This window comes from Mycobacterium sp. GA-0227b, from assembly GCF_001499855.1.
In the GTDB taxonomy this organism is placed as follows: Bacteria; Actinomycetota; Actinomycetes; order Mycobacteriales; family Mycobacteriaceae; genus Mycobacterium.
In genome coordinates this window covers 1-15,540 of the sequence record NZ_LQIK01000001.1, presented here as the reverse complement: position 1 = coordinate 15,540, position 15,540 = coordinate 1, and the positions used below count along the sequence as shown (strand labels likewise).

Below are 15,540 nucleotides of genomic sequence, written 5' to 3'. Positions count from 1 at the left end.
AATCGTATTTCAGTCCCGACGCGCCAGCCGCGTCAGCTCCACGGCGGCCGAACGCAATTCGCCGATGGAATCGATCGGCGCGCGGTAGCCGATCCGGGTGTAGGCCATGCCGCGGTCGGTGGTGATCCGTAGGTCCAGGCCGTACCGGTCGACGCTCGTGCAGGTCGCCGCCGTGGTGTCCGGGTAGCCGCCGAGGACTTTGGCCATCGCGACCAGCGCGTCGGCGTGGTCGGCGTTGAGGTGTTCGATAGCGCCGGCCGCCAGCGGCTGCACCGGATCGGGCTGCGCCGCGGCGTAGGCCTCACCCGTCGCCGAGTCCATGCGGCCGTACCCACCGACCCAGCGCACGCGGTGCACCCGCAGCACCCACAGCGTGAAGTCGCTGTAGTCGATGTAGTACTTCGCGGCCGCGACGGCCGACAGGTGCGCCTCCCGCGCGGCGGCCAACTCGTCGCCGACGGGTCGCTCCGCCACGCCCGCGAGCGTGATCCGACCGCTGGCCAGCGGGTCGGTTTCCGAATCCGGCGCGACGATCGCGATGCTGGCCCGCGGATCCTTCAGGAGGTTGCGGCCGTGCTCGGCGAGGTTGGACACGCACAGCACCGGGGCGCCGTCGAGCAGGCCGTACGTCACGAACGACGCCCACGGGTCGCCGTCGGAGGTCAGCGTCGCGAGTGTTCCGGTGTTGGTGGACGCGGCGATCGTGCGGGCTTCCTCGGCCGCCGACGGCCGGGACGCGTTGACCACCTCCGTCAGCGGCGGAGGAGTCGACGGTGCGTCGCCGGGGTCGCCGTGATCACGTGTTGCCACGCCGGAACGATACCGAAGCGATCGCCCGTAGCCGCCTCGAGCCTCAGCCGCCGAGCGCTGCGATCAGGTCTTTGATCCGGGTGGTTTCTTCCTCGGTGGCGGGTTCCTCCGCCTCCACGGCTTCGATCAGATCCCTGCGCAGTCCGACGCCGTTGGCCGCCTCCTTGCTCGACAGCTTCGCGTGCACCCGCGCGACATAGAGTCGCTGGCCGAGCGTGGCGTTCGGTCCCGTCGCGGCGTTCTCCATCAACTCGTCGTAGCGCTTGCGGACCCCGCTGAGCGCGACGATGACCGACGGTGTCGGGCGGCTGCGACCCGCCGCCTCCGTCAGCGAGCCTTGCAACTTGCGCAGGCCCGCGAGGATGACGCCGGCCCGCTCCGAGAACTCCGGGTCGCTGTGGCCGGGAAGCGCTTCGATGGCGGCGTCGTACATGTGCATCGCCGCATCGGCCATCCCGACAATTACCGGAGCTTCACCGTCGTTCGGCGTCGAATCAGCCACAGCACCCACTTCGTTCGGAGATCAAGATCACAAGACGTCGAAAACCGTAGCTTGTCTCCTTCGCCGATTCAACCGTTCCGAATGGGTTCGACGCCGCCGACCCTGAACGAATCCGCAGGCACCCCGGCGCACGGATCTACGGCGATTCGATTCTTCGCGACGTGGGTAGGTTGGAGACCGTATGGATCAACGCAGCGGTGTCAGAGCATCCGACGCATCCGCCGACCACGACCCGGCGGAGGGTAGTCACGTCGAGGACGGTGTCGTCGAGCACCCCACCGCCGAAGACTTCGGCCACGCCCGGGTGCTGCCCGAGGACCGCACGTGGTTCAAGCGTGCCGTTTTCTACGAGGTGCTGGTGCGCGCGTTCTACGACTCGAACTCCGACGGCATCGGCGATCTGTGCGGGCTGACCGAACAACTCGACTACGTGAAGTGGCTTGGGGTGGACTGTCTTTGGCTGCCCCCGTTCTACGATTCGCCGCTACGCGACGGCGGCTACGACATCCGCGACTTCTACAAGGTGCTGCCGGAGTTCGGCACCGTCGACGACTTCGTCGATCTGCTCGACGCAGCGCACCGCCGGGGTATCCGGGTCATCACCGATCTCGTCATGAACCACACGTCCGACTCGCACGCATGGTTTCAGGAGTCACGCAGGGACCCGGACGGGCCGTACGGCGACTTCTATGTGTGGAGCGACACCAGCGACAAGTACAAGGACGCCCGGATCATCTTCGTCGACACCGAGGAGTCGAACTGGACCTTCGACCCGGTGCGGCGCCAGTTCTACTGGCACCGGTTCTTCAGCCATCAGCCCGACCTCAACTACGACAACCCCGCCGTCCAGGAGGCGATGCTCGACGTCCTGCGGTTCTGGCTCGACATCGGCATCGACGGCTTCCGGTTGGATGCGGTGCCGTACCTGTTCGAGCGAGAGGGCACCAACTGCGAGAACCTGCCCGAGACGCACGCGTTCCTCAAGCACTGCCGCAAGGTGATCGACGACGAGTACCCGGGCCGCGTGCTGTTGGCCGAGGCGAATCAGTGGCCGGCCGACGTGGTCGAGTACTTCGGCGACCCCGACACCGGCGGCGACGAATGCCACATGGCGTTCCACTTCCCGTTGATGCCGCGCATCTTCATGGCGGTCCGGCGCGAATCGCGGTTCCCGATCTCCGAAATTCTGGCGCAGACGCCCGACATCCCGGAGATGGCGCAGTGGGGCATCTTCCTTCGCAACCACGACGAGTTGACGTTGGAGATGGTCACCGACGAAGAGCGCGACTACATGTACGCCGAGTACGCCAAGGATCCGCGGATGAAGGCCAACGTCGGGATCCGGCGACGGCTGGCGCCGCTACTGGACAACGACCGCAATCAGATGGAGTTGTTCACCGCGCTGCTGTTGTCGCTGCCCGGTTCGCCGGTGCTGTACTACGGCGACGAGATCGGCATGGGCGACATCATCTGGCTCGGCGACCGCGATGCCGTGCGCACCCCGATGCAGTGGACGCCCGACCGCAACGCCGGCTTCTCCACCGCGACGCCCGGCCGGGTCTATCTGCCGCCGAACCAGGATGCGATCTACGGCTATCAAGCGGTCAACGTCGAAGCCCAGCGCGACATCTCGAACTCGCTGTTGAACTGGACCCGCACCATGCTCACCGTGCGCAGCCGCCACGACGCGTTCGCGATCGGCAGCTTCCACGAGTTGGGGGGCTCGAACCCCTCCGTGCTCACCTATGTCCGCGAGATCGAGAAGGACAGCGGCGAAAAGGACATCGTGCTGTGCGTCAACAACCTGTCCCGTTTCCCGCAGCCCATCGAGATGAATCTGCAGCACTACAACGGGTACACGCCTATCGAGATGACCGGGTACGTTGAGTTCCCCCGCATCGGCCAGTTGCCCTACCTGCTGACCCTGCCCGGTCACGGGTTCTACTGGTTCTCGCTGAAGGCGCCCAGCCCGGAGCTTGGAGAACAGTGATGTCCCTGCCGTTCGACGAATGGCTGCCCCACCAGCGGTGGTATGCCGGGCGCAGCCGCGAGTTGGCGTCCGTTCGGGAGGCCGCGCGCGTTGCGTTGCGCGACGATCTGGACCTCATGCTGCTCGACGTGTCCTACACCGACGGCTCGAGTGAGCGATATCAAGTGGTGGTGCGCTGGAATACCGGACCTATCGAGGAGTACGCGGAGGTCGCGACGATCGGGACGGACGGCGACCGCACTGCCTACGACGCGCTCTACGAGCCCGACGCCGCGCTGTTCCTGCTGTCGCTCATCGACTCGTCGGCGACGGTGGGCTCCGGCGAGAACACAGTGCGCTTCGTCAAGGAGCCCGACGTCGAGTTACCGCTGGACGCCGCACCGCGGGTGTCGGCGGCCGAACAGAGCAACACCAGCGTGGTGTTCGAGGAGGAGGCGATCCTCAAGCTGTTCCGCCGCATCACGCCCGGGACGAACCCCGACATCGAGTTGAACCGCGTGCTGGCGCGCGCCGGCAACCCGCATGTGGCGCGGCTGCTCGGCTCTTTCGAGACGACTTGGCCAGTGGACGGGCACGGCGAGCCGTGCGCGCTGGGCATGGTCACGGAGTTCGCGGCGACCTCGGCCGAGGGCTGGGACATGGCGACCGCGAGCACCCGCGACCTGTTCGCCGAAGGTGACCTGTACGCCGACGAGGTGGGCGGCGACTTCGCCGGGGAGTCCTACCGGCTCGGCGAGGCGGTCGCGTCGGTGCATGCGACGCTGGCCGACGAACTGGGCACGGAGACCGCGCTGTTCCCGGCCGACACGGCGTTGGAGCGGTTGGCGTCGGCGGCCAAGTCGGTACCCGCCCTCGAGCAGTACGCGCCGCTGATCGAGGAGCGATACCGCAAGCTTTCCGAGGAGACCATCAGGGTTCAGCGCATCCACGGCGACCTGCATCTCGGTCAGGTGCTGCGCATCCCCGAGGGTTGGCTGCTGATCGACTTCGAAGGCGAGCCCGGCCAGCCGCTCGAGGAACGTCGTCGCCCCGACTCGCCGTTGCGCGATGTGGCCGGGCTGCTGCGGTCCTACGAGTACGCCGCCTACCAGCGGCTGATGGAACAGTCCACCGACGAGGACCACGACCGTCAGCTCGGGGCGCGGGCAAGGGAGTGGGTGGACCGCAACGCCGCATCGTTCTGCGACGGCTACGCCGAAGTGTCCGGCGCGGATCCGCGCGATTCCGGGCAGCTGCTGGCGGCCTACGAATTGGACAAGGCGGTCTACGAGGCCGCATACGAGGCGCGCTTCCGGCCGAGTTGGTTGCCGATCCCGCTGAAGTCGATCGCCCGGATCGTCGGCTGACGCGCCGGCGCCGGCCCGGCGTTTAGCGTCAAGGCAGGCGGGCAACCGAACTAATGTGAACGCGAATCCGGACCCAGGTACTTCACCCAACGACGGTGGCGGCGTCGGCGACACGCTGCGCCCGACGGAGGCGTTCGACTCCGATGACGTGCGCAACGACGACGGCGATGAAACCGTCGATCCGCCAGATCATTGGCGCGAGGCGGACAAGGTCAATGCCGACGGCGAGATCGACGAGACTCTCGACGAGAAACTCGCCGCCGAGGAGCCCGATGTGGCCGAGCGGCCGACCGACGAGGGCGTGCAGATGGACCGCGTCAATCCGGACGACCACGGCACCGACGAGGGCCAGATCAGTGGGACGCCCGAGGACGGCGATTCGTTCTTCCCCGTCGTCGAATAGCCCTCTAGGCCATCGGCGCCTGCAGCACCACCACTGAACGGGCTTCGACGGTGATGGCGGAGCCGGCGTTGAGCGGCTTTGGCTCCGACTCGTCGGCCGGATCCTTGCCGGTGTTGATCACCGGAATCCACGCCGGCCCGAACTGTTCACCGGGCAGCGTGAAGTCGATGGCCTCGTGGTGGGCGTTGAAGCACAGCACGAACGAGTCGTCGACCACCCGCTGACCGCGGACGTCGCGGTCGGGGATCCCGTTGCCGTTGAGGTAGACCGCGATCGTCTTGGCGAAACCGCTCTCCCAGTCCTCGTCGCTCATCTCGGAACCGTCAGGTGCGAACCAGGCGATGTCGGGCAGCCGCTCACCCCCGCGCTGCCGCACGGGGCGGCCGGAGAAGAACCGGCGCCGACGGAATATCGGGTGACCCGAGCGCAGGGCCGACACCGTGCGGGTGAAGTCCATCAGGTCGGCGTCGGCGGTGGCCCAGTCGATCCAGGACAGCTCGTTGTCCTGGCAGTAGACGTTGTTGTTGCCCTGCTGCGTGCGGCCGAGTTCGTCGCCGTGCGCAATCATCGGCACGCCCTGCGACAGCAGCAGCGTGGTGAGGAAATTGCGTTGTTGCCGGGCTCGCAGGGCGTTGACCTCCGGATCGTCGGTGGGCCCTTCGACGCCGCAGTTCCAGGACCGGTTGTGGCTCTCGCCGTCGCGGTTGTCCTCGCCGTTGGCGTCGTTGTGTTTCTCGTTGTAGGACACCAGATCCCGCAGTGTGAAGCCGTCGTGGGCGACGACGAAGTTGATGGATGCGACTGGACGTCGGCCGGTCTGCTCGTAGAGGTCCGACGAACCGGTGAGCCGGGAGGCGAACTCGTCGATGGTCGCCGACTCGCCGCGCCAGTAGTCGCGAACGGTGTCGCGGTACTTGCCGTTCCACTCCGTCCACTGCGGCGGGAAGCCGCCGACCTGATAGCCGCCGGGGCCGACGTCCCACGGCTCGGCGATCAGCTTGACCTGGCTGACCGTCGGATCCTGTTGCACGAGTTCGAAAAACGTCGCCAGCCGGTCGACGTCGTAGAACTCCCGGGCCAGCGTCGAGGCGAGGTCGAACCGGAACCCGTCGACGTGCATCTCGGTGACCCAGTACCGCAGTGAATCCATGATCAGCTGCAGCGCATGCGGGTGGCCGACGTTCAGGCTGTTGCCCGTGCCGGTGTAATCCATGTAGTAGCGCTTGTCGTCGTCGACGAGCCGGTAGTACGCGGAGTTGTCGATACCGCGGAACGACAGGGTCGGCCCCAGATGATTGCCCTCGGCGGTGTGGTTGTAGACCACGTCGAGGATCACCTCGATGTCGGCTTCGTGCAGCGCGCGCACCATCGCCTTGAACTCCTGCACCTGACCACCCGGGTTGGGGTTGGAGCTGTACTTGGAATCCGGTGCGAGGAAAGCGATGGTGTTGTAGCCCCAGTAGTTGGACAGGCCCTTGTCGACCAGGGTGGAGTCGTTGGCGAAGTGGTGCACCGGCATCAACTCGATCGCGGTCACGCCCAGCGACTTGAGGTGCTCGATGATGACCGGATGGCCCACCGCGGCGTAGGTGCCGCGGATCTGTTCGGGGATGTCGGGATGCGTTTGCGTCAGGCCCTTTACGTGCGCCTCGTAGATGATCGAATCGGCGTACTCGTGGCCCGGCGGCCGGTCCACGCCCCAGTCGAAGTACGGGTTGATCACGACGCACTTCGGCATGTTGGGCGCCGAGTCGTCGTCGTTGCGGCTGTCGGGGTCACCGAAGTTGTAGCTGAACAGCGACTGGCCCCAGTCGAATTGGCCGTCGATGGCCTTCGCATACGGGTCGATCAGCAGCTTGTTCGGATTGCACCTATGCCCCGCGGCCGGCTCATACGCGCCGTGTACCCGGTATCCGTAGCGCTGGCCGGGCTCGATGTTCGGGATGAAGCCATGCCACACGAACGCGTCGACCTCGGGCAGCGTGACCCGGGTCTCGGTGCCGTCAGCGTCGAACAGACACAGCTCGACCTTTTCGGCGGCTTCGCTGAACACCGCGAAGTTGGTGCCGAAGCCGTCATAGGTGGCGCCCAGCGGGTAGGCCTTGCCCGGCCAGATCTCCACGGGGGCGGCTTGGGCGGTGGCGGCTTGGGTCAATGCACACTCCAGACGACGAACGAACAGACCAACGGAACCATACGGGTGTGCCCGGTGAGGCAACATCACAACCAAATCGCATCGAAGTTCGCCAGCGCAGGAGAACATGTGTCCAGCCGTCCCGACCTGCCCACTTATCGGACGTTGGTGACCGACGTCGATGATGGTGTGGCAACTGTCACGCTCAACCGGCCGCGGCAGCGCAATGCGGTCGGCGACGGCATGCGCGAAGAACTGGCCGACGCCTACCGAAGGTTGGACCGTGACGATCGGGTCCGCGTCGTCGTGCTCACCGGGACGCCGCCCGCTTTCTGCGCTGGCGCCGACCTCGGGTCCGGCGAGGACACCTTCGCCGCGCCAGGTGCGGGCTTCAGCGCCGCGGGCGTCGACGTGCCCGCTTGGGCGCTGGCTAAACCCGTCATCGCGGCTGTCAACGGGCACGCCATCGGGCTCGGACTCACCCTGGCCTTGCAGTGCGATATCCGCATTTTCGCGGCCGATGCGCGCTACGGCGTGGTGCAGGTGCGGCGCGGCGTCGTCGGAGACGCCTGTTCACATTGGGTGCTGCCGCGGTTGATCGGCATTGCGCGGGCCGCCGAAATCCTGTTGACCGGTGCGGTTTTCGACGGCCACCGAGCTGTCGAGCTGGGGGTGGCCAACAGGGTGCTGCCGGCCGAGGAGGTGTTGCCTGCGGCATTGGAGGTCGCGCACGACATCGCGACGAACAGCGCGCCGATGTCGGTGGCGGCCAGCAAGCGGCTGCTGTGGGACTCGTTCGACCTCGACCGCGCTGCGGTGGGCGTGCGCGAGACGGCCATCCACGTCGCGCTCATGGGCCATGACGACGCGAGGGAAGGTGTGCGTGCCTACCTGCAGCGGCGGGCGCCGTCGTGGACGGGCAGGCCGGTCGATCCGACGGCCGGCTAGGCGATTTCGACGCCCGCCTTGCGTAGGTCGGCGACGGCCTGCTCGGTCGACTCTGGCGCGACACCGGCCGTCAGGTCGAGCAGCACCCGGGTGGCGAAGCCGTTGGCCGCGGCGTCGGCGGCGGTCGCCTTGACGCAGTGGTCGGTCGCGATGCCGACCACGTCCACCTCGTCGACCCCGCGCTGGCGCAGCCAGTCGGCCAGCGAGGTGCCGTCGTCGTCGGTGCCTTCGAACCCGCTGTAGGCTGCCGAATACTCGCCCTTGGTGAAGACCGCCTCGACCGCGTCGAATTGGAAGTGCGGGTGGAAGTCGGCGCCGGCAGTGCCGACCACGCAATGCCGCGGCCAGGACGTGACGAAATCCGGGCTTTCGGAGAAATGGTCGCCGGGATCGACGTGAAAGTCCTTGGTGGCCACAACATGTGCGTAGTCGCTCTCGCCGGCGAGCAACTCGCTGATGGCCCCTGCGACGTCGCTGCCGCCGGTGACGGCCAGCGAGCCGCCCTCGCAGAAGTCGTTCTGGACGTCGACGATGATGAGCGCCTTCATCCTTCCGACGCTACCCGCCGAACAGCAGGTACAGCCCGGTGAACGTGTAGCCCACCATGACCAGCATCATCGCGAGTTGTCCGGTGAGTTGATAGCCGGACGGCAGGATCCGCAGCGCGCGGTCGTGCGCCGCGACCACGCCGGCGATGTGACCGGCGACGACGAACCCGACCTTGAGGCTCGAGAGAACCGTCGGATGTTGGGACAGGAAGTAGCTGACCTCGGCGTTGCCTATACCGAGGAGGTTCCAGCCGCGGCCCAGCGGATCGGCCAACAGGATGATGGTCTGCTGTCCACGCTCGATCAGATACGTCAGATAGTGGGCGAACACATATCCGATGACGATCGGGATCAGCGAATGCGCCATCAGGCCGGGCAGTCGGCGGCGACGGTCGCGGTCGACACCGCCGGTGGCGATCGACGCGAGCCAGAACGTGCAGGCGACGATCGCGGCGAACGAGAGCAGGCCGGCGGTTCTGATGAGGGTTGCCGTGAACTCTGACGAGGAGTTGTCGTCGACGAAGTTTCGCCACGCCGGCATCGCCGAGAAGCTGTCGAACGCAGTCGATCCCAGGAGCACGGCGACGGCCGCAACGGTGCCCGGGCGCACCGGCAGCGACGGAAGGTGGTCGAACGGGTTGCCGATCGCGATCCGGCCGGTGTCGGGGTCGCGACGAAAGGGCGACAGCCGTGACGCCACCACGCTGTACACTTCGAACGGGTCGGCCCGCGCGCACCACCGCTCACCGAAGCAGAGCGCACCGGCGAGAGTGACGCCGAGGTAGATCAGCAGCCAGATCCGAATGGCGGTAAGCGAACCCGGTTCGGGGCTGGCCAGTTCCAGCCAGACGAACGCGAACAGGCCGAAGACCGCCGGCCAGTACCCCAGCCACGCGGGGTAGGCCAGGCCCAGCGAACGACTGCCCAACAGCCGAAGCACCGCCCGCACCGGCGATATCGCCCGCCACACGGGCCCGATGACCAGCGACACCGCCACCAGACCCACCCACAACAAGACGTAGAACACGCCGGGTAGCGGGTTCCTCTCGTCCTGGGGACCCGCGACCGCGGCGATGCCCACCCACACCGCGAACGCCAAGCCTGCGAGCGCGACAATCCACCGGGTCACCGGCGCGTCCACCACCGTCGACACCCAACGGGGAAGGGGTCGAACGGAATTCGTCGGATCGAACCGCGGCTTCCGCCAAGCGAGCGCGACCACCGCGAACGTGAACGTCAACGCCCACGCCCCACCGATCAGCGCATAGGTGAAAGGGATCGGCAGATCGGTCGAACCGCCGAGACCGTGGGCCAGTACGGAAACCGACGGCCCCGGCATCACTGCTGAACTTGGACGGTGGCGACGACGCGGTTCAGCTCATGCAGTTCGATCTCGACGTTGCCCGGCACCTCCACGGTGAACTGGAACTGTTGGCCGGGCTTGGGCGCCACCTCGAACGTGTGCTCAGGCACCGAGTGCACGTGAAGCTCGTCGGCCGCGTCGCTGTTGACCCGCAGCACAATCGGCTCGTTCACCTTGCCCTGCGCCTGCGCGTTGGTGGGGGTGACGTTGCCGCCCTCAATCGTGATGTCGATGGTGAGCCGATCCGGTGGTCGCTGCTGATCGGGCATGTCCGACGGGCTCACCGTCGGCTGCGCCGGACTGCCCGCTTCGGTCTCGGTGCTCTGCGAGCCGCCGCATCCGGCGGCCAGGAGCGTCACAGCGGTCACGATGCCTATTGCGGATCGTCGGCGCAGTGTCGGTGTCACGGTGTCCCTTCGTCGGTCGGTCGGGTTTCGCGTTTGCGCCGGTTCTTCACCGCGATGTACACCACCACCCCGGCGACCACGATCGCCGGGGCGAAAGCGGGCACCGCAAGCCACACCGGATGGTCGGCCAGAATCACAACATCTGTGCCGTCCGGGTCGCCGATCATGCTTGGGCGGTCGGCTGTAGTTCTGCTTCGCTGCCGGACGGTTCGCTGTTGTTGATCCGGCCGCCACCCCAGGTGACGCCCGCGACCATTGCGAGGCTGCAGACCAGCACAATCAGGCAGCCGATCAGCCACAGCGACTGGGGGATGTCCGGGCTGCGCTCACGCTGCAGGATCGTGATCTCGGCGACGAAGGGACGTGTCATCGACGCCTCGGCGGGCACCTCTTCGGCGCCGATCCCCGGATCGCCCGCCAGGTAGATCGGCACCGCGGCCAGCGTGCGCCCGTCGTGCACGCGCAGCAACGTCTTCCACGTACCGGACACCGGCATCGGTTCGGTGGAGCGATAGTGCCCCGGCCCCACCTGTTCGAGGTGGTCGATGAAGATGCCGCGGTCGTTGGGCAATTCGCCCTGCCACCCGAGCACGGAAACCCAGTTAGGATCGTCACTCACCAGGTTTGCGGGCGTGATCTGCACGTCCGCGGTCACGTATCGTTCCCCTTCGGCGTTCGGGACCTCGGTGAGAGTGATTGCCGCCGAGGCACTTTCGGGGACGTCATAGCGAAGTCCGTTGGCCGTTGCGCCGCCGATCGCCAACACCGTCAGCACGACGAGGCCGACCCCGACGGCGCGGCGGGGTAGCCGCTGCGAGGTCAACACCATGCCGACCATCGCGCCGCAGGCGCCGACGAGCACCGCGACCGGCACCGCCATGGCCAATGCTTCCGGCCAGATGCTGGTGGGCCACGGCAAGTGATAGACGGCGTTGATCCAAAGCGATTCCAGCCACAGTCCCACGGTGCCAATACCCAGGCCGGCGACCAGACCGAACACCAGAGGCCGCTTCAACAGAGGGGTCAGTGCCAGGAGTTCGACGACCACTGCCGCCCCGAGATAGAGCGGGAACCAGTTGATCGGCGCATCGAGGATGGGACCGACCGCAAGCGCGACCAGGCCGCGCAACCCGATCGCGATGATCGCAGCGATCAGGGCCGCGCCTCGGCCCATGTAGATGCGGGCGGCCACCAGTGCCAGCGCCGCGGCGGCGGCGATCAGCATGGGCTGGAACACCTGCCGGAACTGCGGCACGCCGAAGTCGAATTCGATCTGGTAGACGGACGCGCCGATGAGCACGCCGGCGAACGCCAGGTACTGCACGAACTTGAGGCCGATGCCGTCGGGTGGGGTGTCCTCCGTCCGGACGCGCTGGCCTTCCTTCTCCAGGTACAGCGCGGCCAACGTGGAAAAGCCCGCGCCGCCGATCATCATCAGGTGCGTGGGTCCCCACAGCGTGACGTCCTGGCCGAAGATGCGGTGCCAGATGTCGTCGAGCGGGAAACCCATCAGCGCGTAGAGCCCGCAACCGGCCATCACGATCCCGCCGACCGGGGCGTACCAGTCGTCGGTGATGCGCACGGCGGACGGGCCGGGCCGGTCATACGGCAGCACCATCGCGGTGCAGCCCGCGACGAAGATGCCGAACAGGCCGATCAGGATGAAGTAGTGCGCCGGATTGGCCAGCGCCCCGTCGTCACGGCCGTTGCCGATGTGCAGGCTGACGTCCCAGATGAAGCCGAACAGGGCGCAGATGATCGACGCGATGAACAACGCGATCGGCAGGGCCACCCACGACGGGCGCTTGAACCGCCGTCCGGACCAGTCGCCGAGGCGAGCCAACCAGGTGATCTTGTGGTTGCGGTGCATCCAGCCGATCCACAACAGCAATGCCGCGACCACCGCGCCGGCGACCGAGAGGCCGATCACTTCGTTGAGCGCGGCACCACCGCCCTCGTCCTGCGCGATAAACGAAATTTCCGCACTTCCCGTCATCTGCCCACCTGCTGACTGTCGGAGGAAACTTCTTACTCGTCGGTAATGTTGCCAGAAGCCACCGACCCGAAACCAGAGGTATCAGGTGGCGACGACGCGGATTGTCTCAAGCGAGGTGTCTGCCGCATCGGGAATGTTCATGCCCGCTTTCAACCCGGTTCGTAGGTAGTCGAGGACCGCGTCGTTCAGCAGTTCGCCGGGGACGACCGCCGGGATACCCGGCGGATACGGGGTGATCTGCTCCGCGCAGACGCGCCCGCTCGCCTTCTCGATCGGCACCTCCTCGACCGGCCCGAAGAACGCGTCACGAGGCAGTTCGACGGTTTCCAATTCGATCTCCTCGGGCGACGGCAGGTGCATCGGCGGGGGCGGATCGAAGTGGTTGGCCTGCTTGCGCCACGCCCACAGCGCGTCGAGCAACCGTTCCGCGCTGGCCTTGTTGTCGGCGAACGACATGGTCGCCAGGATGCGCCGGTGGTCGCTCATGCCGACGTCGAGTTGCTTGTGTTCACGCAGCCAGTCGTGCGCCTGGTAGCCGGACGTGCCGGTGGCGGAGACGTCGATCAGGATCTGCATGCGATCGAGGGCGTGGGACGCTTCTTTGCCGAGCAGTTCGTCCTCCATCACCGCGACGTCGGGGATGAGCTCGATGTCCTGGCGTAGCTGACGCGCGAGTCCCAGTGCGTCGCCGAGCAATTCGCGGCCGCATTCGACCATCTGCCGGCGCCAGCCGTCCATCGCGGCATAGATCAACACGTTCGGGCTGGTAGTCATCAGTAGGTCCGCGCACGCCGAGAGGCGGTCCTGGTCGACGAGGTCGCCCTGCAGATGAAAGACCGAGCCCTGCTCGAAACCGGCGCCCATCTTGTGCACGCTCACCACGCAGACGTCGGCCCCGGCGTCCATCGCCCAGGTCGGCAGGTCTTCATGGAACGGCAGGTGTGCACCCCAGGCCTCGTCGACGATCAGCGGCTTGCCGCGTTCGTGGCAGACCTCGGCGATTTCGGACAGGTTTGTGCAGGTGCCATACGCGCTGGGGCTGACGACGAGGGCTCCGGCTGCGTCGGGATGACGGTCCCAGGCGTCGCGGAAGTCCTGCGCCGACGGTGGATGGCTGAAGTGGCGCTGGGCGTCCCAGCGCGGGGTGACCCATTGCGGCTGGACGCCGGAGAAGATGAGGCCGGCGACGATGGATTTGTGGCTGTCGCGTGGGACGAGCAGCCCGCCGTCCCCGCCGGCGACGGCCATCATCGCGGCCTTCACGGAGAGTGAACTACCGCAGGTGGAGAACCAGGCGACCTCGGCGCCGACTGCTTCGGCCATCAGGTCTTCGGCGTGCTGGAGGTATTTGTTGCTGCTGCGACGGTCGTCGAGTCCGCCGTTGGCGAGCAGGTCGTCGGCGAAGGCTTCACGGCCGAGCACCTCGAGAACGCGGGCGTCGGTGCCGCGCCCCTGCCGGTGACCCGGCGGGGTGAAGCCGTAGCGGTTGCGTTTTCGGTAGTCGACCAGCGCGTCGAGCAGCGGTGCTTCTGATTGATCCATGTGGCTCACGGCTTGAGGATCACCTTGACCATGCCGTCCTCCTTCTTCTGGAAGCTTGCATAAGCCTCGGGTGCGGCGTCCAGCGGAAGCCGGTGGGTGGCGAACTGCTCGAGGCGTAGCGGGTCCTCGGCGGTCAGCAGCGGCATGATGTCGGGCACCCACTTCTTGACGTTGGCCTGGCCCATCCGCAGCTGAATCTGCTTGTCGAACAACGTCATCATGTTGATGGGATCGGCGGCGCCGCCGTAGACCCCGGACAGAGAGATGGTGCCGCCGCGGCGGACCAGGGAGATGGCGGAGTTCAACGCGGCGAGCCGGTCGACGCCGGCATTCTTCATCACCACGCGGCCAATCGGCGAGGGCAGGAACCCGCTGGCGGTCTGCATGGTTTCGGCGACGGGCGAACCGTGCGCTTCCATTCCGACGGCGTCGATGACGGAGTCGGCGCCGCGGCCGTCGGTCTGGCTCTTGACGACCTCTTCGGCGTTGTCGGTGCGCAGGTCGATGATTTCGTCGCAGTAGGCGCGGGCGCGTGAGATTCGTTCGTCGACCAGATCGACGCCGATCACCTTGCAGCCCTTGCGATGCGCCGCGATACGGCAGGCCATCGAGCCGATCGGTCCCAGGCCGAGGACGACGAGGGTGCCGCCGTCGGGCACCGCGGCGTACTCGACGGCCTGCCATGCGGTGGGCAGCACATCGGAGAGGTAGACGTAGCGGTCGTCGGGCCCGTCCTCGGGCACCTTGATGTGGGTGTACTGAGCCTGCGGGACGCGCAGATACTCCGCCTGTCCGCCGGCGACTTCGCCGTAGAGCTTGGAGTAGCCGAACAGTGCGGCGCCGGTGCCTTGATCGCGGTTCTGCGTGGTCTCGCATTGACTCTGCAGGCCGTGGTCGCACATGAAGCAGTGCCCACAGGAGATGTTGAACGGGATCACGACGCGGTCGCCGGGTTGCAGACCGTTGACCCCACGGCCGACCTCTTCCACGATGCCCATCGCTTCGTGGCCGAGGATGTCGCCGGGAGTCATGAAGGCGCCGAGCACTTCGTAGAGGTGCAGGTCCGAGCCGCAGATGTTGGTGCTGGTGACCCGGATGATCGCGTCGGTCGGTTCCTTGATCGCGGGATCGGGCACGTCGTCGACGGACACCTTCCGCCGACCGTGCCACGTCACTGCTCGCATGGGGGCCTCCTGATTGTCTGGAGGAGGCGTGCCCGCTGGGGTGGCTGTCTAATCCTGCGGGTCAGGAGGTGTCAGACGGCGGCTGGCTGACGCTTCGAACGATGCCCGCGGACGCCGCGCGATCGAGCGAACGGCGGTCCAGCGCGCGGCGGTCTGGCCAACGGCGATCTAGCGGGCTGTCGGGTGCGCAGCGACTTACATGCTGCGGTGATCTGGCCATGCGCTGACTCAGGCCGAACTCTGTTGAGCCTCAACTGGTTTATCGTTGACGCGGCGTTACGGACGGCCGTGGTGGCGGGTTCAGTTGGGTGGTGGTGGGGGTTGGGGTTCGAAGGGGTTGTACCACCACCAGTCGGGGCGTTCACCG

14 protein-coding genes are annotated in these 15,540 nt (G+C 66.8%); 4 read left to right on the top strand and 10 right to left on the bottom strand.

Going from position 1 to position 15,540, the window contains the following annotated elements; translation table 11 throughout:
- Nucleotides 1-9: 9 nt before the first annotated feature.
- Together AU185_RS00065 and AU185_RS00060 are read right to left on the bottom strand one after the other, a co-directional pair.
- A complete protein-coding gene (locus tag AU185_RS00065; protein ID WP_059100298.1) occupies nt 10-810 on the bottom strand; it encodes a HugZ family pyridoxamine 5'-phosphate oxidase in 801 nt (266 codons plus the stop codon).
- 43 nt (nt 811-853) lie between these two features.
- Nucleotides 854-1,243, bottom strand: a complete 390-nt coding sequence (locus tag AU185_RS00060; protein WP_059100742.1) for a hypothetical protein — start codon at nt 1,241-1,243, stop codon at nt 854-856.
- 250 nt (nt 1,244-1,493) lie between these two features.
- Here AU185_RS00060 and treS point away from each other — a divergent pair, with 250 nt between their 5' ends.
- From treS to AU185_RS00045, 3 genes are read left to right on the top strand one after another with little or no spacing between them, the layout of a single operon-like run.
- Nucleotides 1,494-3,302 (top strand): maltose alpha-D-glucosyltransferase, encoded by a 1,809-nt coding sequence (gene treS / locus AU185_RS00055; RefSeq protein WP_059100297.1) that lies wholly within the window; start codon nt 1,494-1,496, stop codon nt 3,300-3,302.
- Nucleotides 3,302-4,648, top strand: coding sequence for a maltokinase N-terminal cap-like domain-containing protein (locus AU185_RS00050; RefSeq protein WP_059100296.1), 1,347 nt, complete (start codon nt 3,302-3,304; stop codon nt 4,646-4,648). Before treS ends, AU185_RS00050 begins: the two co-directional genes overlap by 1 nt.
- A gap of 55 nt (nt 4,649-4,703) precedes the next feature.
- Complete coding sequence (locus AU185_RS00045; protein WP_059100295.1) at nt 4,704-5,051, top strand: hypothetical protein; 348 nt, start codon at nt 4,704-4,706, stop codon at nt 5,049-5,051.
- A gap of 4 nt (nt 5,052-5,055) precedes the next feature.
- Here AU185_RS00045 and glgX read toward each other — a convergent pair whose 3' ends face one another.
- Entirely contained in the window at nt 5,056-7,206 is a 2,151-nt protein-coding gene (glgX, locus tag AU185_RS00040) for a glycogen debranching protein GlgX (RefSeq protein ID WP_231740354.1), read from the bottom strand.
- Between the two features lie 108 nt (nt 7,207-7,314).
- Between glgX and AU185_RS00035 the strand changes: the two genes are divergently transcribed.
- The gene (locus AU185_RS00035) at nt 7,315-8,133 is read left to right on the top strand and encodes an enoyl-CoA hydratase/isomerase family protein (protein WP_082683659.1); all 819 of its coding nucleotides are present in this window, start codon (nt 7,315-7,317) and stop codon (nt 8,131-8,133) included.
- Here AU185_RS00035 and AU185_RS00030 read toward each other — a convergent pair.
- The 7 genes from AU185_RS00030 to AU185_RS00005 all read right to left on the bottom strand — a co-directional run bounded on the left by AU185_RS00030 (nt 8,130) and on the right by AU185_RS00005 (nt 15,173).
- Nucleotides 8,130-8,681 carry an isochorismatase family protein gene (locus tag AU185_RS00030; RefSeq protein ID WP_059100293.1) on the bottom strand — a complete coding sequence of 184 codons (552 nt, stop codon included), beginning with the start codon at nt 8,679-8,681 and terminating at the stop codon, nt 8,130-8,132. The two genes, AU185_RS00035 and AU185_RS00030, sit on opposite strands and share 4 nt — an antisense overlap.
- A gap of 10 nt (nt 8,682-8,691) precedes the next feature.
- A complete protein-coding gene (locus AU185_RS00025; RefSeq protein WP_059100292.1) occupies nt 8,692-10,020 on the bottom strand; it encodes a hypothetical protein in 1,329 nt (442 codons plus the stop codon).
- Nucleotides 10,020-10,451, bottom strand: a complete 432-nt coding sequence (locus tag AU185_RS00020) for a hypothetical protein (RefSeq protein WP_059100291.1) — start codon at nt 10,449-10,451, stop codon at nt 10,020-10,022. Before AU185_RS00020 ends, AU185_RS00025 begins: the two co-directional genes overlap by 1 nt.
- Nucleotides 10,448-10,618 (bottom strand): hypothetical protein, encoded by a 171-nt coding sequence (locus tag AU185_RS25275; RefSeq protein ID WP_172800131.1) that lies wholly within the window; start codon nt 10,616-10,618, stop codon nt 10,448-10,450. The genes AU185_RS00020 and AU185_RS25275 overlap by 4 nt, the downstream gene beginning before the upstream one ends.
- Entirely contained in the window at nt 10,615-12,447 is a 1,833-nt protein-coding gene (locus AU185_RS00015; protein WP_059100290.1) for a hypothetical protein, read from the bottom strand. The genes AU185_RS25275 and AU185_RS00015 overlap by 4 nt, the downstream gene beginning before the upstream one ends.
- Nucleotides 12,448-12,528: 81 nt before the next feature.
- A complete protein-coding gene (locus AU185_RS00010) occupies nt 12,529-13,989 on the bottom strand; it encodes an aminotransferase class I/II-fold pyridoxal phosphate-dependent enzyme (RefSeq protein WP_059100289.1) in 1,461 nt (486 codons plus the stop codon).
- A 5-nt stretch (nt 13,990-13,994) separates the two neighbouring features.
- A complete protein-coding gene (locus AU185_RS00005; protein WP_059100288.1) occupies nt 13,995-15,173 on the bottom strand; it encodes a zinc-dependent alcohol dehydrogenase in 1,179 nt (392 codons plus the stop codon).
- Between the last annotated feature and the right edge of the window lie 367 nt (nt 15,174-15,540).

Coding starts and splice junctions, on each gene's coding strand:
- AU185_RS00060 (WP_059100742.1), bottom strand. CDS start 1,243: ATGTACGACGCCGCCATCGAAGCGCTTCCCGGCCACAGCGACCCGGAG.
- treS (WP_059100297.1), top strand. CDS start 1,494: ATGGATCAACGCAGCGGTGTCAGAGCATCCGACGCATCCGCCGACCAC.
- AU185_RS00050 (WP_059100296.1), top strand. CDS start 3,302: ATGTCCCTGCCGTTCGACGAATGGCTGCCCCACCAGCGGTGGTATGCC.
- AU185_RS00030 (WP_059100293.1), bottom strand. CDS start 8,681: ATGAAGGCGCTCATCATCGTCGACGTCCAGAACGACTTCTGCGAGGGC.
- AU185_RS00025 (WP_059100292.1), bottom strand. CDS start 10,020: ATGCCGGGGCCGTCGGTTTCCGTACTGGCCCACGGTCTCGGCGGTTCG.
- AU185_RS25275 (WP_172800131.1), bottom strand. CDS start 10,618: ATGATCGGCGACCCGGACGGCACAGATGTTGTGATTCTGGCCGACCAT.
- AU185_RS00015 (WP_059100290.1), bottom strand. CDS start 12,447: ATGACGGGAAGTGCGGAAATTTCGTTTATCGCGCAGGACGAGGGCGGT.
- AU185_RS00010 (WP_059100289.1), bottom strand. CDS start 13,989: ATGGATCAATCAGAAGCACCGCTGCTCGACGCGCTGGTCGACTACCGA.
- AU185_RS00005 (WP_059100288.1), bottom strand. CDS start 15,173: ATGCGAGCAGTGACGTGGCACGGTCGGCGGAAGGTGTCCGTCGACGAC.